Source organism: Nostoc sp. ChiSLP03a (assembly GCF_034531215.2).
Lineage (GTDB): Bacteria > Cyanobacteriota > Cyanobacteriia > Cyanobacteriales > Nostocaceae > Nostoc.
This window is the reverse complement of the sequence record NZ_JAVRBQ020000057.1, coordinates 50,047-69,544: the sequence shown is the minus strand read 5'-3', so window position 1 is coordinate 69,544 and position 19,498 is coordinate 50,047. Positions and strand designations below refer to the sequence as shown.

At 42.7% G+C, this 19,498-nt stretch carries 19 protein-coding genes; 8 read left to right on the top strand and 11 right to left on the bottom strand.

Features of this window, described 5'->3' with window-relative positions:
* Nucleotides 1-473: 473 nt before the first annotated feature.
* Entirely contained in the window at nt 474-908 is a 435-nt protein-coding gene (gloA, locus tag RMY32_RS09935; protein ID WP_322687748.1) for a lactoylglutathione lyase, read from the bottom strand.
* A 270-nt stretch (nt 909-1,178) separates the two neighbouring features.
* Here gloA and eno point away from each other — a divergent pair, with 270 nt between their 5' ends.
* Nucleotides 1,179-2,468: a phosphopyruvate hydratase gene (eno, locus tag RMY32_RS09930; protein WP_322710943.1), complete on the top strand. Its 1,290-nt coding sequence runs from the start codon at nt 1,179-1,181 to the stop codon at nt 2,466-2,468.
* A 60-nt stretch (nt 2,469-2,528) separates the two neighbouring features.
* Here eno and argC read toward each other — a convergent pair whose 3' ends face one another.
* Nucleotides 2,529-3,587: an N-acetyl-gamma-glutamyl-phosphate reductase gene (gene argC, locus RMY32_RS09925; protein ID WP_322710942.1), complete on the bottom strand. Its 1,059-nt coding sequence runs from the start codon at nt 3,585-3,587 to the stop codon at nt 2,529-2,531.
* Nucleotides 3,588-3,904: 317 nt separating this feature from the next.
* Here argC and ribBA point away from each other — a divergent pair, with 317 nt between their 5' ends.
* The 4 genes from ribBA to RMY32_RS09905 all read left to right on the top strand — a co-directional run bounded on the left by ribBA (nt 3,905) and on the right by RMY32_RS09905 (nt 6,823).
* Nucleotides 3,905-5,578, top strand: a complete 1,674-nt coding sequence (ribBA, locus tag RMY32_RS09920; RefSeq protein WP_322710941.1) for a bifunctional 3,4-dihydroxy-2-butanone-4-phosphate synthase/GTP cyclohydrolase II — start codon at nt 3,905-3,907, stop codon at nt 5,576-5,578.
* Nucleotides 5,579-5,678: 100 nt separating this feature from the next.
* On the top strand, nt 5,679-5,903 hold the full coding sequence (locus tag RMY32_RS09915) for a hypothetical protein (RefSeq protein WP_322710940.1): 225 nt from the start codon (nt 5,679-5,681) through the stop codon (nt 5,901-5,903).
* 219 nt (nt 5,904-6,122) lie between these two features.
* Entirely contained in the window at nt 6,123-6,389 is a 267-nt protein-coding gene (locus RMY32_RS09910) for a hypothetical protein (protein WP_322710939.1), read from the top strand.
* Nucleotides 6,386-6,823, top strand: a complete 438-nt coding sequence (locus RMY32_RS09905; RefSeq protein ID WP_322710938.1) for a putative toxin-antitoxin system toxin component, PIN family — start codon at nt 6,386-6,388, stop codon at nt 6,821-6,823. The genes RMY32_RS09910 and RMY32_RS09905 overlap by 4 nt, the downstream gene beginning before the upstream one ends.
* Before the next feature lie 85 nt (nt 6,824-6,908).
* Here RMY32_RS09905 and RMY32_RS09900 read toward each other — a convergent pair whose 3' ends face one another.
* Nucleotides 6,909-8,621 carry a diflavin flavoprotein gene (locus tag RMY32_RS09900; protein WP_322710937.1) on the bottom strand — a complete coding sequence of 571 codons (1,713 nt, stop codon included), beginning with the start codon at nt 8,619-8,621 and terminating at the stop codon, nt 6,909-6,911.
* Between the two features lie 228 nt (nt 8,622-8,849).
* Entirely contained in the window at nt 8,850-10,574 is a 1,725-nt protein-coding gene (locus RMY32_RS09895) for a diflavin flavoprotein (RefSeq protein WP_322710936.1), read from the bottom strand.
* Between the two features lie 109 nt (nt 10,575-10,683).
* Between RMY32_RS09895 and RMY32_RS09890 the strand changes: the two genes are divergently transcribed.
* Nucleotides 10,684-11,526, top strand: a complete 843-nt coding sequence (locus RMY32_RS09890; RefSeq protein ID WP_322710935.1) for a pantothenate kinase — start codon at nt 10,684-10,686, stop codon at nt 11,524-11,526.
* Between the two features lie 27 nt (nt 11,527-11,553).
* Here RMY32_RS09890 and RMY32_RS09885 read toward each other — a convergent pair whose 3' ends face one another.
* On the bottom strand, nt 11,554-13,008 hold the full coding sequence (locus RMY32_RS09885; protein ID WP_322710934.1) for an amidohydrolase: 1,455 nt from the start codon (nt 13,006-13,008) through the stop codon (nt 11,554-11,556).
* A gap of 213 nt (nt 13,009-13,221) precedes the next feature.
* Here RMY32_RS09885 and RMY32_RS09880 point away from each other — a divergent pair, with 213 nt between their 5' ends.
* Nucleotides 13,222-13,410, top strand: a complete 189-nt coding sequence (locus RMY32_RS09880; protein WP_322710933.1) for a hypothetical protein — start codon at nt 13,222-13,224, stop codon at nt 13,408-13,410.
* Nucleotides 13,411-13,436: 26 nt separating this feature from the next.
* On the opposite strand, the gene RMY32_RS09875 is transcribed toward RMY32_RS09880, so the two are convergent.
* From RMY32_RS09875 to RMY32_RS09865, 3 genes are all read right to left on the bottom strand, one after another.
* Complete coding sequence (locus tag RMY32_RS09875; RefSeq protein ID WP_322710932.1) at nt 13,437-14,003, bottom strand: PEP-CTERM sorting domain-containing protein; 567 nt, start codon at nt 14,001-14,003, stop codon at nt 13,437-13,439.
* A gap of 151 nt (nt 14,004-14,154) precedes the next feature.
* On the bottom strand, nt 14,155-14,967 hold the full coding sequence (locus RMY32_RS09870; protein WP_322710931.1) for an alpha/beta hydrolase: 813 nt from the start codon (nt 14,965-14,967) through the stop codon (nt 14,155-14,157).
* Between the two features lie 217 nt (nt 14,968-15,184).
* Nucleotides 15,185-15,679, bottom strand: coding sequence for an NUDIX hydrolase (locus RMY32_RS09865; protein ID WP_322669806.1), 495 nt, complete (start codon nt 15,677-15,679; stop codon nt 15,185-15,187).
* An 854-nt stretch (nt 15,680-16,533) separates the two neighbouring features.
* Between RMY32_RS09865 and RMY32_RS09860 the strand changes: the two genes are divergently transcribed.
* Entirely contained in the window at nt 16,534-16,698 is a 165-nt protein-coding gene (locus RMY32_RS09860) for a hypothetical protein (RefSeq protein WP_322697982.1), read from the top strand.
* A gap of 161 nt (nt 16,699-16,859) precedes the next feature.
* On the opposite strand, the gene argH is transcribed toward RMY32_RS09860, so the two are convergent.
* The 3 genes from argH to larB all read right to left on the bottom strand — a co-directional run bounded on the left by argH (nt 16,860) and on the right by larB (nt 19,452).
* The gene (argH, locus tag RMY32_RS09855) at nt 16,860-18,245 is read right to left on the bottom strand and encodes an argininosuccinate lyase (RefSeq protein WP_322710930.1); all 1,386 of its coding nucleotides are present in this window, start codon (nt 18,243-18,245) and stop codon (nt 16,860-16,862) included.
* Nucleotides 18,246-18,349: 104 nt separating this feature from the next.
* Complete coding sequence (locus tag RMY32_RS09850; protein WP_322710929.1) at nt 18,350-18,556, bottom strand: hypothetical protein; 207 nt, start codon at nt 18,554-18,556, stop codon at nt 18,350-18,352.
* A 107-nt stretch (nt 18,557-18,663) separates the two neighbouring features.
* Entirely contained in the window at nt 18,664-19,452 is a 789-nt protein-coding gene (gene larB, locus RMY32_RS09845; protein WP_322710928.1) for a nickel pincer cofactor biosynthesis protein LarB, read from the bottom strand.
* Nucleotides 19,453-19,498 lie beyond the last annotated feature (46 nt).

The window sequence follows — 19,498 nt, the reverse complement described above, 5'->3', positions numbered from 1 at the left end:
ATCAAGCAAGATTGCTTGGATCACTTTTTGCCGGAGGTCATAACTATAAGGTTTGGGCATCAGTTTCCCAGAGGTTCTACTGGAGCTTTCATCAAGGTCTACTTCCAGTTTATGGCTTAACCGCCTTGGCGGTTGCTATATTAGTATCGATCGTTAACGACAGTGTGGGGTAATATGAATAGGATTTACCCAGAGAAGATCCCCTAACCCGCCTAAAAAGAAAGGCAAAGAGGGAAAAATGGAAAAATCTCGCTTATCTGGGTTGATTGGCACGATATGCCAGTATGCCAGAAGAATCAATCTCCCTCTAGCTCAACTTTTTAAGACATCAGTGTAGATTTTCCGATCGCTCTTAAGCACAAATTGCTGCCCAGATTCCCGACTCCTTAAAGAAGTCGGGGATCTGAATCCAGCTTAGATAAATGACATTCCACTCTACTGGATAATTAATTTTTTGGAAATCCCCGATCGAATTATTGACTCACAAGTTGCTCAAGTGATTCCTGTTTGACTGCCGAACCTTGAGTTCCCAGTTGAATCAGTTCAATTTTATACCCATCAGGATCTTCCACAAAAGCAATTACCGTCGAACCATGTTTCATTGCCCCTGGCTCGCGCACGACTTTACCGCCCTGAGTGCGAATTTCTTCACACGTAGCGTAAATATCATCAACGCCAAGGGCAATGTGACCGTAAGCATTACCTAATTCGTACTTTTCTACACCCCAGTTGTAGGTGAGTTCGATTACCGAGTTGTCGCTTTCGTCGCCATAGCCAACAAAAGCCAGGGTAAATTCTCCGCCTGGATAATCTTTTCGGCGCAGCAGTTTCATTTTGAGAATTTCACAGTAGAACTTTAAAGATTCTTCAAGGTTGCCCACCCGCAGCATTGTGTGTAGTAATCGCATATTGACCTTTTCTCTGTAATTGATTTAGTGTTATTCTCTGCAAACATTTTACCTAGCTCAAAGTCTTAAGGTAAAAATGCTGTCACAGAAAGAATTAAAAGCCGAGAGGACAGAATAAACAATTACCCATTCTGGGCATTGCTCCCTATCCTTGATAATGGAAATCTTCTTTAATCTCAGCCGAGAAAGTCTCTTAACCACCTATGCTAGCGATTGGGTTAGGCAACTGGACTGGATGCGTAACACACTCGAATAAAGGATAAAGTACAGATGAGTAAATTTCTAGATACCGCCATTGAGGCGATCGCAGCCCGTGAAATTCTTGATTCACGCGGTAGACCGACAATTGAAGCCGAAGTGCATTTAGCTAACAGTGTTGTCGGATTGGCGCAAGTTCCCAGTGGTGCTTCTACTGGCACTTTTGAAGCCCACGAACTGCGTGATGGCGATAAAAGTCGTTATGGGGGCAAAGGTGTACTCAAGGCAGTACAAAACGTCAAAGAAGCACTTGCACCACAATTGTTAGGCTTGGATGTCCTCAATCAAGAACTGCTAGACCGTACAATGATTGCGATCGATGGTTCTGCTAACAAAAAAAATTTGGGGGCTAATGCAATTTTGGGGGTTTCCTTAGCAGCTGCTAAAGCTGGTGCTGAGTCTCTAGAAATTCCTTTATATCGCTATTTGGGTGGCCCTTTAGCGAATTTGCTCCCAGTACCGTTGATGAACGTGATTAACGGTGGCGCACACGCCTCAAATAACGTGGATTTTCAAGAGTTTATGATTGTCCCAATTGGTGCAACTTCTTTCCGGGAAGCGTTGCGTTGGGGTGCAGAGGTGTTTGCTACTCTCAGCCAAGTGTTAGATGAAAAGGGTTTGCTTACTGGTGTGGGTGATGAAGGCGGCTTTGCTCCTAACCTAGAATCTAATCAGGTGGCTTTAGAATTGCTGGTTGCTGCCATTCAGAAAGCTGGTTACAAACCAGGGGAGCAAGTAGCTTTGGCGCTGGATGTGGCGGCTAGCGAGTTTTACAAGAATGGTCAGTATGTTTACGATGGTAAACCTCACGCCCCGACTGAATTTATTGATTATTTAGGACAACTAGTTGACCAATACCCAATTGTGTCAATTGAGGATGGCTTACACGAAGAAGATTGGCAAAGTTGGCAATTACTGACCCAGAAATTAGGTTCGCGGGTGCAATTGGTAGGTGATGACTTGTTTGTGACTAACGCTACTCGCTTGCAAAGAGGCATCCAGGAAAAAGCCGCTAATGCCATTTTGATTAAACTCAATCAAATTGGTTCTCTCACCGAAACCTTGGAAACAATTGATTTGGCAACTCGCAACAGTATCCGTTCAGTAATTAGCCATCGTTCTGGTGAAACTGAAGATACAACGATCGCTGATTTAGCTGTAGCAACCCGTGCCGGTCAAATCAAAACAGGTTCTCTGTGTCGCAGCGAACGAGTAGCAAAATATAATCGCTTGCTGCGAATTGAAGATGAACTAGGCGATCGCGCCGTTTATGCTGGTGCTGTGGGGTTAGGGCCGAAGTAGGGACTAGGGACTGGGGCAAGAATTCTTCCCAATACCCAATCCCCAGTACCCAATCCCCAATCAAGGATAAAACCCCAACTTGGGCAACCCCAAGGTTTCATCCCAACCCATCATCAGGTTTAGACACTGAATAGCTTGGCCCGCCTGTCCTTTAATTAGATTGTCAATTGCTGACATGACAATTACGCGACCCGTGCGTGGGTCAACTTCTACACCGATGTAACAAAGATTGCTGCCGCTCGCCCACTTGGTTTGGGGGTAAACGCCGCTACCGCAGACTTTTACCCAAGGAGAGTTGCGGTAGAAGGCTGAGAAAATTGTGATTAAATCATCTCGTACTAAACCTGGGTCGCTCATTGTGGCATATACTGTTGCCAAAATACCGCGTACCATTGGGACAAGGTGCGGTGTAAATTGGATCATGAGTTCGTGACCAGCTAAGTCACTGCAAATTTGCTCAATTTCTGGGGTATGACGGTGACGACCAACATTAAAAGCTGTTATGGAGTTGTCGGCTTCAGCTAGTAATAAGTTGGTTTGAGCCTGCTGTCCGCTGCTAGATGTGCCAGACTTGGCATCGATAATAGCTGTTTCCGGTCTGATTAAGCCTTGCTTTAAAAGTGGCGAAAGTGCAAGAAGACTAGCAGTGGCATAGGAACCGGGACAGCCAATAAGTTGAGCTTCGGCAATGCGATCGCGATAAAGTTCTGGTAATCCATAAACTGCTGTCGCTGCAATTGTGCGATCGCTTCTCTCTGTACCATACCAATTGGTATAAGTTGTCAAATCACTAAATCGATAGTCTGCACTCAAATCTAGTACTTTACATCCTTTTTCCAAAAGTTTGGGTGCGATTTGGCAAGCCAGACCATTTGGTAAAGACAGGAAAACTACTTCACAGCGGTGAGCAATTATTTCTGGTTCTACTGCCTCTATTAGCAGGTTAGTTGCATGAGCCAGATGCGGGTAGAGATCCCCAAAGGATTTCCCGATACTAGTCTCACCTCCTAAATAAACCATTTCGACTTCTGGGTGATCCATCAGTAGTCGTACTAATTGCACTCCACCATAGCCCGACGCGCCAACAATCCCAACGGGTACGCGTCTAAATTTGCCCATGATCCCAAATCCTTATCCCATGAATGGTTAATTCGTTCTCAGCTATCAACAATATCAGCGACCAGACGCGCAGCGCACAAAAGGTCTTAAACCCCTCTACTTTGTTCTCTAGAAGATGGGGGAGCAAACAAATGATTATTATGCTTCCTCATCCCCTTCGTCCTTTACTGTCGTTGCACTTTATCCGCACTTTTAATCGCAAAAATTTTTGCCCCGTTATCAAATCATTGCTAGTCTACTTCTCTGCCTTATAAAGGAGCTACAATCTAAAAGAAGAAATTGTTAAAAAAATTTACGTTTATAGCTGGAAATCTTCTGTGTCACAGCCTAATCCTACCCAAGCTTTTAAATTTGATTCGATTGATGCCGCTTTAGCGGACCTAAAAGCTGGTCGCGTCATTGTAGTGGTAGATGATGAAAATAGAGAAAATGAAGGCGACTTAATTTGTGCTGCCCAATTTGCTACACCCGACATGATTAATTTTATGGCGGTGGAAGCAAGAGGACTAATTTGTTTGGCAATGACAGGCGATCGCCTAGACGAGCTAGACTTACCCTTGATGGTAAGCAATATTACAGATACTAACCAAACTGCTTTCACTGTCAGTATTGATGCCGGGCCAGAATTAGGTGTCACTACAGGCATTTCAGCAGAAGACCGCGCCCGCACTATCCAGGTTACTCTCAATCCAGCCACAAAACCTACCGATTTGCGTCGTCCTGGTCATATTTTTCCAATTCGAGCTAAGGTTGGAGGCGTACTCAAACGCGCAGGACATACGGAAGCGGCTGTGGACTTAGCGAGATTAGCAGGGCTATACCCAGCGGGGGTAATTTGTGAAATTCAAAACTCTGATGGTTCAATGGCGCGGTTGCAGCAGTTAGTTGAATACGCGAAACGTCACAATTTAAAAATTATTAGTATTGCGGATTTAATCAGCTATCGTTTACAGCACGATCGCCTAGTGTATCGTGAGGTAATTACCAAGTTACCTAGTCAATTCGGTCAGTTTGAAATTTACGCCTATCGCCATACTCTGGATAATACAGAACACGTTGCAATTGTCAAGGGCGATCCAGCTAATTTCAAAGATGAGCCAGTGATGGTACGGATGCACTCAGAATGCTTAACTGGTGACGCTTTGGGTTCTTTGCGCTGCGACTGTCGGATGCAGCTTGTAGCTGCACTGAAAATGATTGAATCTGCTGGTCAAGGTGTAGTTGTATACCTGCGTCAAGAAGGGCGGGGAATTGGTTTGATTAACAAGCTGAAAGCCTACTCGTTGCAGGATATGGGACTAGATACAGTCGAAGCAAATGAGCGTTTGGGATTTCCTGCTGACTTGCGAGACTACGGGATGGGGGCACAAATGCTCATGGATTTGGGCATCAAAAAAATTCGCCTAATTACTAACAACCCCCGTAAAATTGCAGGTGTCAAGGGTTATGGGCTGGAAGTAGTTGATCGCGTGCCATTGTTAATTGAGGCAAACGACTACAATTCCTATTATCTGGCGACAAAGGCGAAAAAGCTGGGTCACATGCTGTTACAAACTTATCTAGTAACAGTAGCAATCCACTGGCAAGATGACCCGGAAGTTGTGACGGAACGTTATGAACGCTTAGAAAAACTGCGACACTTAGCAAAAAGTAACGATCTATTATTGCAGGAAGAAGCGCGTCCCTTAGCGATCGCTATATTTGACGAGCCATCGTTGACAGTACATTTGGGTTTCGATCAGGCAAAAGTTGCTAGCTGTGATTGGTATCAGCAGAGTGGTCATCCTTACATACAGGCAATCTTTCAAATTCTGGATAACCTAGCAACTGTGCCTTACATCCAGAAACTAGAATTTCTGATATCTTCTGGTTGCGATCCTTTAAGTAATTTACAAGTCCAACTAGATCGGCAGACATTCGCCGATGGTACACTGCCTTCATCGATTAGCGATCGCTTGGAGACGCAGCAAATTTACAGCTTTAGCAAATAGCCACAACTCTAGAAGCCAACTTTTTAAGAAGCTGGAGGATTTATTGTATGTAACTCCTACATTCCCCCCCAAATTTTTCAGCCGTTCTTTTATATAGACAATGAGAGCAATCAAAATTATTGTTGAAAAACATAATGACGATTACGTAGCATGTCCCTTGGGTATCAAGGGGGTTGTAGTTGGCGAAGGTGACAGCTATGAACAAGCACTAGCTGATGTTAAATCTGCTATCCGCTGCCATATAGAGATATTTGGTCAAGAGGTTTTAGAAGAGCAATCACCAGCTCGAGAAGCTTTTGTGGCGGAAGCTGAGGTTCTTATTTAACGTGAATTCGACGGATCTAAAAAACCCTACTTCCATTTTTCTCCCCCGCAGGGAGAGAGGCTTTGAAACCATAATTTTCTCGTTGTCAACTAAGAATATTTCTGCCCCTTTCCGCGCCGGAGAGGGGTTGGGGAGAGGTTCATCGAACTGACGTTTATTTAATCACTAAATGTAGACCAAGAAAAGAATAAAATCGAATCAAACCTGAAGATTGAGATTATGAACACAACTATTATTGCCAAAGTCACAGCTGATGGAAAGCTAGAAATTCCTCTAGAGGTTTTGGAAAAGCTTCAGCCTTGTACAGAATATGAAGTATTTGTTACCGAAAATGAAATTGTGTTTAAAAAAACGAACAACCGATTAACATTAAAAGAATTAAGGCAACGAGTGATGCAGGCTGGTTCAGATCCAAATCAACCAAGTCTCGAAGAAATTAATCAAATAGTCAAAGAAGTTAGGCAAGAACTTTGGACTGAAACATGAGGGTTGTAGTTGATGTAAATGTTTGGATTTCAGCATTGCTTTGGGGAGGAGTGCCAGATATAATTTTGCTACTGGCAGAGGAGCAGAAAATAACTATATTTGTATCTGATGCTTTATTTTTAGAGTTAGAAACAACTTTGCGCCGTCCAAAATTTCAGTCTAAAATCGAGTCTTTAAATTTAAGAGTAGAAGATATAATTAATGCTACAAAAGATGTACTCCAATTTTGTCTAACTGTTTCTGTCAGCGCTCCTCAATTACGCGATCCAAAAGATACTATAGTTCTGGCTGCGGCTATTGCTGCAAATGCTGAAGCAATTATTACTGGTGATTTAGATTTATTGGTTTTAATAGAGTTTAATAGAATTTCCATTTTGACACCACAAGATTTTATGATACGTTATTTTCCAGAAAGGTCTAATATTAATTCATAATTATTAATAGTCTACGGGAAGCACAAAGCTGTACGTAATAGACACTGGGGGAAGAATTTACCAATCCCCAGTACCCAGTCCCTAATTAATAATGAGTTGCGGTTTTGCGATGATGCACGGCTGTGACGCCATCAGTATCCAACAATTTGCCATTCTCTACAGTCGCATAAACCAGCCAGTGGTCGCCAGATTCCATGCGGTTTTTTACGGAACATTCAAGATATGCTAGAGCATCCGTAAGTATAGGAGAACCGCTTTCAGCTTCTTCGGCGGCGACATCAGCAAATCGGTCTTGTCCTGGCCCAAAAGGTTTGAGGAAGTGCTTCATCAATCCCAGGTGATTCCCTTCCTTGAGGATATTGAGGACAAATTTGTTTCCTGTATGCGTCAGTGTTTCTACTGCCCGATCTTTGGCAACGGCGATGGTTAAACCAGGTGGACTAAAACTGGCTTGAGATACCCAAGAAGCTAACATGGCACTGGAACGATCGCCTTCTTTGGCTGTGAGAACGCAAAGAGAACCGACAATCCGACCAACTGCTTGTTCTACATTTGTTGCAGGAAGACTCTGCGATCGCACTTTTCTCGCTTTCTTCAGTGCTTGGGCAAAGTCGGTTCCAGCTTCTTCACACAATTGCAAGGTGGCATCGTCGGGTTTGAATTTTACGCGGATGGTATCAAAACCAAACCGATAGCCAGCATCTTTTAATTTACCCTCAATTAAATCAACTGCTTCCCCACTCCAGCCAAAGGAACCGAAAGCACCAGCAAGTTTATTGTTAGTAGCGGTGGATAGGACAATTCCTAAAGCTGTTTGTACGGGTGTTGGTGCATGACCGCCAAGAGTAGGAGAACCGATGATGAAACCACCGGCTTTTTCCACAGCCGCTCGGATTTCTTCTGGTTCCGTAAATTCGCAGTTAATCGATTCTACAGCAACACCAGCTTTTGTAATCCCACGAGCGATCGCTTGGGCTAATGTGGCTGTATTTCCGTAAGCTGAAGCATAAATTAACGCCACTGTCAAGTCAGCAGAAGTTTGCTGTTGACTCCATTCTCGATAAGCTTTGGTTAGTTCGATTAAGCCATAGCGTACCAAAGGCCCGTGTCCAGTACCATACATTCGCACGGGGAAATCAGCTAATTTCTCCAGTGCTGTTTCAACTTGACGGGCGTGGGGAGCCATCAGGCAATCAAAATAATAGCGCCGATCCTCGTTATATATTTCCCAACCTTCATCAAAGACCTGATCTCCACAAACGTGCGCCCCAAACAACTTATTTGTGTACAGAATTTCTGTTTGCGGGTCGTAGGTACAAAGTTGATCTGCATAGCGGGGATTGGGAGTGGGAATAAATTGTAAATTATGCCCATTACCCAAATCTAGAGTTTCTTCGCCGCGCATCACAAGAATTTGCAAATCTGGATTTTCCAGCGCCGCACGTAAATTTCTCGCTCCTGGATTAGAACACACAAAGGTGATTTGCGGCGCAATTTCTAACAAAGCTTTTAAAGTTGCAGCCCGGTTAGGATTTACGTGTCCCAAAATTACATAATCTAAATCTTCTAGATGGAAACGTTGCTGTAAAGCTTCTAAATAAATTTGCGTAAAGGTTTCCCCTGGAGGATCGATGATGGCAGTTTTCTCACTTTCGATTAAATAAGAATTAGCAGTTGTACCCTTAGCAAGAGCATATTCAATTTCAAATCTCAGCCTTGACCAACTGCGCGATCGCAGTATTCTCGTATCTGTCGCAATGGGGAAAACTTGAACGTCACGGGGTTTGTTTTTTGACATGGCTTTATTGGGAATTGGGGATTGGGTACTGGGGATTGGGTGATTGGGTACTGGGGATTGGGGATTGGGTACTGGGTATTTGGAAAACTTTTTCCCAGTTCCTAGTCCCCAGTCCTCGGTCTCTAGTCACTAGTCTCTAGTCCCCAGTTCCTAGTCCTCGGTCTCTAGTCACTAGTCTCTAGTCCCCAGTTCCCAGTCCCCAGTCCCCAGTACCCAATCACCCAATCCCTAATAATGATTACCAACTTTACGATGATGCACAGCAGTCAAAGCTTCTGGTTTAGAAACTCCTCCGGCGTAGACTGTGCTATATACTCCCCAATGGTCGCCGCAATCCATTCTGCTGATGACTTCGCACTCCATGTAGGCAAGCGCATCGTTGAGGATAGGCGCACCATTTTCGGCTGGCTGAGTTCTCACTCCTTCAAAACGATCTGCACCAGGGGCGAACCGTTTCAAAAAGTGTTTCATTAATGGTTGGAAATTGCCTTCTTCTAAAACGTTGAGGACAAAGCGATCGCCTACTTGCATGAGTGATTCAATTGCCCGATCTTTGGCGACTGCAATGGAGAATCCCAAGGGTTTGAAGCTAGCTTGAGCAACCCAAGAGGCTAGCATGGCACTGGATACATCGCCTTTTTTGGCAGTAATAATATATAACCCACCGCTGATTCTACCTAGTGCTTTATCTAAGTCAGCACCAAGGGATTTCATCGCTTTGATGTTGCGATCGCGTGTTACCCATTGAGCTAAGTCTGTACCCGCTTCTTCACACAACTTGTAGGTATTTTCCGTAGGCGTTTGTTTAATCCGAATTGGTGGAAAAACTGTTGTCAAACCCAAATTACGGAATTTACTCACCAAAGGATCTATTGGCTCATCATCACCACTGCCGGTTTCAAACACGCCGATAGCTTGTTTTTCTTTGACAGATCCTAAAACTGTGCTGAGTGCAGCTTGGATATTCGCACCACCAGAAGCCGGAGGTAGTCCAACGACTAGTCCAGCACAACGGCTAACTAGTTCCCGCAGTTCTTGTAAATCGACTTCAGATCCCAAATCGACAATTTCCACGGCGACACCAGTTTTACCGATACCGTTGGCAATTGCTTGCGCAAGGCGATCGCTATATCCGTATTCGGAAACGTAAAATATCCCAATTGTTGTTTCTGCCTTGGTTTGGCTTTGGCTCCAAGTGCGGTAACGTCCAACTAGTTCTTCTACATTGTGAGATAATAACGGGCCGTGCCCTGTGGCGATCGTGTCGATGGTTTTCAGTTCCGCCATCCGCTTCAGGGCAGACAGAACCGATCGGGCATTCGGCCCCATCAAGCAATCGTAGTAGTAATGAAAGTCTTCTTCGATCGCTGCCAAGTCTTCATCAAAGGTGCTATCTGAGCAGTAGTGCAACCCAAAGGCATCGCAGGTGTAGAGAGTTTTGGTTTTGTGGTCGAAGCTGAAAATGGTATCCGGCCAGTGTAAATTTGGAGCAATCACGAATTCAAATTCATGATCGTTGCCCAAATTTAAGCGATCGCCATTTTTCACAATCCGCCGTTTAAATGGCTGATGTACCAAATCCTCTAGAAACTGAATCGCCACTTTAGAACCGACAACGGTTATTTCTGGAGCCATTTGCAGCAAATCTTTAACTAAACCGCTATGGTCTGGTTCAGTGTGACTGATAATTAAATAATCAATCTCTGTTGGATTGATTAGTCCAGTAAGCGTATCAAAGTATAGTTGACGAAACTTTTCATGGGAGGTATCAACTAAGGCAGTCTGCTCCCCGCGAATGAGAAACGAGTTATAAGTAGTACCGTTTTGCAGACCAAACTCAATATCGAAGCGATCGCGATCCCAATCCAAAGAGCGAATAGCCGTAGTCTCTTGAGCAATCTCTACAGTCTGTATGGTGAGCCGTTTTTCAGTTTTTTCGGTGAGTGCTACCATAACTCCCTCCTTGACACAATGAGTATTTCTTCCTCTTCTTTTATTGTTACACGGCTTTAATGTTAATTTTTATTAAAAAACCTCTAGTTGACTTAAAAAAGTTAAAAGTGTGAAACCACAGAGCCACAGAGAGGAAATTTGGCTAGCCTTGGAAATTGGCAATTCGCGGCTGCATTGGGCATTGTTTTTTGGCGAGACACTTTACTCAGCTTGGGATACCGACTATTTTCCTGAGTCTGTCATACAACATCTAGCTGAATGTCAAACCCTAGATGATTTATTGCTGACAATTTCTCCACCCCATCAACAAAGTAATTTTCTCACAAATACTCCACCCCTTTGCGCTTTTGTCTCTCTGCCCCCTTGCCCTCTTTTCCTCGCCTCAGTAGTTCCCAGTCAAACTGCTATTTGGCAAACTTACCCAAATGTTCGCATTATTACCTTAGACCAAATACCACTCAAAGGCGTGTATCCCACACTAGGAATTGACCGCGCTTTAGCTTTGTGGGGTGCGGGGACAACTTGGGGTTTTCCGATGTTGGTAATTGATGCTGGGACAGCGCTGACTTTTACAGCTGCGGATGCTAATAAGTCTCTAATTGGAGGTGCAATTTTGCCGGGATTAGGCTTGCAATTTGCAACTCTCGGTCAACAAACAGGACAATTACCATTAGTAGAAATGCAAAATTTTCCGTCTCTACCAGCACGTTTTGCTCTCAATACTAAAGAAGCAATTCAAAGCGGAGTAATTTACACAGTCTTAGCTGGAATCAAATATTTTATTGAAGCCTGGTTGCAATTATTTCCTAATGGTAATATTGCAATTAAAGGGGGCGATCGCACTTTATTACTAAATTATCTGCGAACTTTATATCCTGAAATTACAGGACGCTTGATTGTAGAACCAAATTTAATTTTTTGGGGAATGCGAGAAATAGTAAAACTGCTCTAAGTTAGACCCAGAGCAGCTTAAGATTTATCAATTAGAAGGTCGGAATTGAGCTTTGATTCTCTGAGCAATGGAAGTAGCTTCACGGCGAATCCTCTCAGTGTCAATCGTGAGCATCCGACGTTTTTCCATTAGAACTTGCCCATTTACAATCACAGTATCAACATCTTGGGCATCTGCTGCATAAACAAGATGGGAGATGACATCGTAAAGCGGGAGCAAGTGTGGTTCTTTAAGCTGGACTTGAATTAGGTCTGCTTGAAGTCCCACCTTAATCGCACCAATTTTATCTGATAAGCCAAGTGCTTCTGCACCACCAAGTGTTGCCATACGCAAAACTGTCTTAGCCGATACAGCAGTGGGGTCAAGGGTAGTCCCTTTATGAATGAGGGCGGTGAGTCGAATTGCCTTCCACATATCAAGAGTGTTGTTCGATGCGGCTCCATCCGTACCTAAACCAACCTTAACTCCTGCCTTCAGCATCGCCGGAATCGGCGCAAAGCCAGAAGCCAGTTTCAAATTCGAGTCAGGATTATGGATAACACCAACACCACGTTTGGCTAGCAGGGCGATTTCACTTGCGTTAGGCCAGACAACGTGTGCGGCAAATACACGCGGCTCCAGAAAACCGAGATTTTCTAGATGTTTCACTGGGGTTGCATTATAGCGCTGCTGAACATCTTTAACTTCAGTTTGTGTCTCTGCCAGGTGAATCGTCAACGGGACATCGTAATGACGCGCAGCCTGAATAGCTTGTACCAGATGCTCTGGCGAGACGGTGTAAGGAGCGTGTGCAGTAATCGCTGGTATTATACGTTCGTTCTTGCCTTTCCAAAGTTTCAGAAAATTTATCGCCGAGGCAAAGGCATCATCCCATCCTTTGAAACCAGGGCTAGGAAAATCTATTGACGAGGGCGCAATAATGGCGCGTAAGCCGCATTCACTAACGACTTTGGCAGCGACATCTGGCTGAAAGTACATATCAACAAACGTTGTTGTACCACCACGTATCATCTCCCAGCAAGCAAGCTGTTCGCCAACGCGGACAAAATTTTCATCAACGAACTTTCCTTCTGCTGGGAAGATGTAATTCTGGAGCCAATCCTGCAACGCTAAGTCATCCGCAAGACCACGAAACAGAACCATTGCTGAGTGAGAATGACCGTTGACCAGACCCGGCATCAGCACCAGACCGTCGCCTGGCAGCGTCCTGTCGGCTGTGTAAGATGCCATGATTTTGTATTGTGTATCTACCGCAACAATTTTGCCATCCCTAATGGCGATCGCCCCATTCTGGATGACGGGTTGTGCCTTGTTCATCGTTACGATAAAATCACCACCCACAATCAGTTGTACTCTTTGCTTCCCTTGAGCGACTAGATTATAGTTACTTTGAGCAATAACTATCTGACCGAAAAAGACAAACAACGTCGTACAGACAAAAAGAACTAATAGCTTATAGTATTTTGTTAGATGAGGTTTCACACTAAAATATCCTTGTTGAATTTTTGTTGTGACTTTATCATCCGTCTAATTGCTACTAATTTCACAATTAAAATTCTGGTTTATATCAATTTATCTGTAAACATTCTTCACAAATTACTAGTCTTAAATAGCGCCCTTTAATCGCTTCTTAATCACTCTTTATGGAGAAAAATACTCGTTCCTAGATAAGACTTTCATTAAAAAAGATCATTAATGAGAAATATAATATTAAGAAATAAACCTTTAAACTCAGTTATTGTTTTAATTTTAAAAATTGTTTTTGAATTTTATTCTCCCAGAACAATTCAAGCTGATGGCAAAAGCTTTGGATTTCCTTTACCAGCTTTTATCAATCTTGGAAAAGTTAAAGAATTTTTGATATTTCAGCCAACGAAAAATTAAAGTTTTATCAGAGTGACCCAAGAGGGTTAAGCTTTGGTTTTCTGAGCAGCAACTTGTCTACGCTTTATTAACCAGGCGATGCTACCAGCGAGAACTGTGCCACTTGTTGTTAATGGTTCAGGGACTGGAGTAGTAGAGGTAATATTAATTAATCCATTGTTTTGATCTATTGTTCCCTCAGTAGGATTTCTCAAAGTAAGGCTTAAACCAACAGTTCCGAACAGATAATAATCTGTACTTTGCGCGTTATCCTGACCTACATCAAAGTACCCAAACAAAGACTTAGTGGCTGTATCGTAGTTGAAGTCTAAAAAATCATAAACAATACTCGCATTAGTAATCGGAGCAAAACTATTCAACAATTTTTGACTTGGGTCAAAAAAAGAAACTGCGATGGATTGAACTTTTGAATTGTTTATGGTTCTATAACCTTGAGTTTCATTATAGGAAAATGAGCCTCTAGCTGAATACCCAGCATTACCATTCCAGTTAAAGTTGAGTGTAACTGCCTGGACTGGGACAGCTTTTAATAAACCCAAGCTCATCACTACTCCAGCAGTAATAGCGATACAAAGCTTTTGAGTTAATTCCATCAAAAAAGTTTTTCCAATTTAATAATCTGTATGAAGCCGCTTTGGGCTTAGTATAGATTATTGCATTACTTTGTTAAAAAATAATAATACCAATTCTTTGTAAAATTGCATACTTTACGGTATTGTTCAGCAACACAGTAAGTCCAAATGCTCAATTCTCTTTAATAAACTCCCGAATCTCGATCGCCACTACTTCAGCAGAAGATTCTGGTAAGTCATTTCCGGCATGGGCAATCATTTTCAACTCGACTTTTGATATTAGTTGAGCATAAACACGGCTTCTGGCTAAAGCATCTGGTGTATCTTGGCCACCTTGTAAAATAAAAACTGGGACATCGATCATATAAAGCTGCTTTTGCAGTAATTCCGCCTCAATTTCTACTTGTCGCCGTTTGAAAAGTAACTGGCAACCTATGGGATACGGCAATAGCGATTGACGCAACTGCAAGTCTTGGGCAATTTTTTCATGCCAACCCAGGATTTTAGTCAAAGGACTGAGCGATCGCAAAAATTTAACTATTAGTGGTGGATAATTCAATAATCGCCGCATCTTCTGGCAATACTCTTCTTGTCCTGCTATCTCTACGCCCTCTGGTGCTAGCAGTACCACACCATCAACTTTCTCTGGATACTTTAAAGCATAGCTAGCAGCAATCCAACCCCCAAGAGAATGCCCCACTAAATATACTTTTTCTAGCTTCACAGCCTGCAAAAATTCAGCTAGACATTCAACTTGTAAATCTATCGAATGGTGGATATTAGGATTTTCTGATTCACCAAATCCTAGCAAATCAGGTGCAAAACAATGAAAATCTTGTGCAAGGGATTCCATCACAGATAACCATTGACTGCTCTCATTCCAAGCACCATGTAAAAAAATTATAGGAGTTTTTTCACCGACTTCACGCCAGAATAGTAGCCCTTGAGAGAGCTTTCTCCGGGAGTTACGCAATAGTGTATCCATTTTATTTAGTAGTTAATTTTTAGCACCATAATAAATAGTCATTTGTCATTGGTCATTAGTCATTAGTCATTAGTCAAATTACAAACACAAAGGTGTGGTGCAATTCGTTTAGCGTCTCCTTGGGGAAGCCTATCGTAGAGGAGAGAGGATTCCTTAAATCATAACCTTGGTGGAAATAACCAATGACAAATGACAAATGACAAATGACAAAATATTATTATGCCAGTGTTGTCAAGCCATTCAAGTAGTCTTGTAACTGCCGAGTATGGTCGTGAGACATCTTTCCTGAAGGTAGTAAACTGGGAGAGAAAGCTTGGATTTCCATGACTTCTAAAGTGTCTTGAATCTCCATTGTCCCATGCACCTCGGCTTCAACCACAATACAAATTGAATGGATTCTGGGATCGCGGTCTGGTGCAGAGTAAACTCCTACTAAACGGTTAATTTTCACCAATTCTAGCCCGGTTTCCTCCATTAATTCCCGGCGCACTGTATTGGGAATATCTTCTCCCCAATCTACAATCCCTCCAGGCAATGACCAAAGACCATTGTCGCGCCGTCGGATCAGTACAATCCGACCATCGGGTAAAATTGGGATGATACTAGTGCCAGTAATGGGATGACGAAATATTATACCCAATACTGTTTGTCCAATACGCCATAAACTACGTGTGGACTCTACTGCTGCCGGAAAAAAAGCAATAACGTTCAATCTTCAAAGTTTTGTGTTGTATTCTATAGTTCCCTACCACTTACATAAGCTCAACTAATAAAAATTTTATTGAGTTTTGTTTTATACAAAAATGTTTGTGGATTGAGATTTTATTCTCACGATTTACGTAGAATATTATCAATTCTAACATCAAGTTTAATGAGAAGCACTGTACTTATATATACATGATATTTCTTGAAGCAGGTAAATTTTCAGTTTATAGCTATAGCAATCCTATTTGAGTTGTAAAAATTAACGAACCGCCAACACAAAGCATTTTGTAGAGAAGATGCCAAGAGCGCCAAGAAAAGAAAGAGAAGTTTTCACAATTAATTTAGGACTGCTATAGCATTAGTATTGCTGAAACTAGCTGTTAATAATAGATTTTTATAACACATTAAAAAAATAATATGAATAATAAGTCAAAATTCCAAATTCTGAATTCTGAACTTATAATAGGCACTTAAGTAGGGTTTAAAACCTACAATTAATTAAAGACCACTAAATCAAAAATTATACTCTATGCTTAAACTTACCTATGCTTATTGAATTTTTATAACCCACTCCTGAATTATTTCTTGATAATATTGGTTAGTTGCAAGAACAACAACTGATGAGCTAATTTACAGTCAGTTGACAGATTAAAATCTCAGAAAAGATATTTTTCATCTTACTGGCGAGGATAATTCAGAATTTTTATTGACAAGCTTATGTATAATGCGATAGACTAGTACACTGTTTAAAGCGTATTCATTGCTGCACTAGGCTAAAATTATATCAATAACATTGGTAGCTAATATTGCCTATGTGATGCCTAGTTCCTACTTTTTTGTTGTTTATTAATAGAGGTGAACATGGCCAAGCGCCGTAACCCGAAAAAAGAAAAGGCGCTACGTAACCAGGCGTATGCCAGAAAGTTTCGTAAACGGACTACGACAGGAAGAATGCAGAGAAGGTTCCAACAAAGACCACCAAAGAATGAGGAAGAAGAAGGCGCAGCAGCAGCTGACACTGAATAAGTTGTCTGCCTAAATCCTTATTGTTTGGATTATTTACCTTTTGGGGCGCACATTTATTTGTACGCCCTTATTTATATTGGGCATTGGGCATGGGGCATGGGGCATGGGGCATTAGTTATTCCCCTTGTCTCCCTTGTCCTACTCCCCAGTTCCCCAATCCTCTATTGAGCAATTTGAGCGCGGGCAGCTACGAGGGCTTTGTTTACCTGTACAAAGCCAGTACCTCCGTAACTGTTGCGGGCAGCAACAACTTGACGGGGGGAAATCGCCTCATAAATATCTGCTGCAAATGCTGGGTGTAGTTGTTGCCACTCTTCCAATTTCAAATCTTTTAGGAGTTTACCTGCGGCAATACTAGTTTTTACCACCTTACCCACAAGGTTGTAAGCTTCTCGAAAAGGAACGCCCCGTGCTGCCAAATAATCTGCTACATCGGTAGCATTAGAAAAATCCTCCGCTACAGCTGATGCTAACCGGTGGGTACGAAATTCTAAGCCTTCCCTGAGCAAAATTGTCATCGCTTCTAGAGAAGCTTTGACTGTGTTGACGCTATCAAATAGACCTTCTTTATCTTCTTGCAAGTCTTTGTTATATGCCAGGGGTAGCCCTTTCATGATGACTAACATCGCCTGGAGATGACCGAATACACGTCCTGTTTTCCCCCGCACCAATTCTGGGACATCGGGGTTTTTCTTTTGGGGCATGATACTGGAACCTGTAGCACAGCTATCTTTGAGGGTGACAAAGCGAAATTCTTCAGATGACCAAAGAATGACTTCTTCTGCAAGACGGCTGAGGTGAACCATAATCAAGCTAGCAGCACACAAGAATTCGATCGCAAAATCGCGATCGCTCACTCCATCGAGGCTATTAGCATAAATATCGTCAAAATTCAATAGTTTGGCTGTGTAGTGGCGATCGATGGGGAAAGTAGTTCCCGCTAAAGCACCACATCCCAAAGGTGAAATATTTACGCGGCGAGAAACATCTCCTAAGCGTTCCCAGTCGCGTTGCGCCATTTGAAAGTATGCCAAGAGGTGATGAGCTAAACTCAAGGGTTGGGCGCGTTGGAGGTGGGTATAGCCAGGAATCAGGGTTTCAACGTGCTTTTCAGCTATATCCAGCAAAACACCTTGAAATTCTCGCAATTGGCTTTTGATTTGTTGGATTTGGTCGCGGAGATAGAGTCTAGTATCAGTGCCAACTTGGTCATTACGCGATCGCGCTGTATGCACCTTCTTACCTACATCGCCAACAATTTCTGTCAGTCGGCGTTCAACTGCAAAATGCACATCTTCAGCATCGACACCGGGCTGAAATTTCCCCTGGCGGTACTCTTGGCGAATTTGTTCTAAACCGGCAACCAGTTGCTCTCCTTCTTCTGGGGAGATAATGCCCGTGTGAGCAAGCATTTTGGCATGAGCTTGAGAACCAGTGAGGTCATATTCGATTAATTCAATATCAAAACTTATACTGGCATTAAAACGAGCGATCGCTGGATGCAACGCTGATTCAAACCGCTGGCTCCAAGTTTCTTTTTTGGTCATAAATTATCAAAAGAATGGGCGAGAGTTAAGAGTTAAGAGTGAGGAATTATGAGTTTTTGACTCCTAACTTCTCACTCCTCACTTTCAACTCCTAACTTTTAAATTTAACCGTAGCTAGTTAGATTCCGAATCATATAGCCAATGACTAAACCAATCAACAATGCCCAGACTTGACCTGTTTGTATAAAGTGGCTCCAAAATTTTTGAATCTGACCGAGAATGTTTGGATCGGTAATTGTTTGTGCTAATGCCGTTAAATTGACAGGCAAGTGCCAATATAACTGAGATATCAAATCACTGTAATGGCTCATATTTGGTAATTAAGAGGTTGGGGCTGGCAAATTTCATTATCAGTTTATTTTTTACATCAATTACTGATAATCTACTGAAATACTGCGTATAACTTTAATGTCTTAACTCAAGATCCAGCCGATGCCAACCGCAATTTCTCGGCAGTTCGCAAAATTTGCCCCGCTAAAACTGCTGCACCAAAACCATTATCGATATTTACTACACCTACTCCCGTAGCACAAGAGTTAAGCATTGTCAATAGAGGTGCTAAACCACCAAAACTTGCCCCATAACCAATGCTGGTTGGTACGGCAATCACGGGACAACTTGCTAAACCTGCGACAACGCTGGGTAAAGCGCCTTCCATCCCCGCCACGACAATCAACACTGATGCTGACTCAATCAGGTGGCGGTTACTTAATAAGCGGTGAATCCCAGCAACGCCAACATCCCAGAGGCGCTGTACCTTAAAACCAGAAAGTTCAGCAGTGACAGCTGCTTCTTCAGCAACGGGTAAATCGGCAGTACCAGCAGAAAGAATGCCAATTTCACCCGCAAATTGTGGTTCGATAGTAAGGGGAGCGATCGCACAAATTCGCGCCGATTCATAATATTGCAAACCGTTAACTTTTGATTGCAGTGTGGTATAAACTGCTGGTTCAATGCGGGTTGCCATGACTACAGGCTTACGGAGGCGCATCACCTCGATAATTTGAGCAATTTGATCGGGAGTTTTACCAGGGCCCCAAATCACCTCTGGGAAACCAGTTCTTAGCTGGCGATGATGGTCAATTTTGGCAAACTCACCTACAGATTCATAAGTTAAATCTTTGAGTGAGTCTAATGCCGTATCTGGCGTAACTTTACCATTGGCAACCGCAACGAGGAGCGATCGCAAAGTTTTGTCATTTGTCATTGGTCATTTGTCCTTTGTTACTTATCAGTTGTCAGTTGTCAGTTGT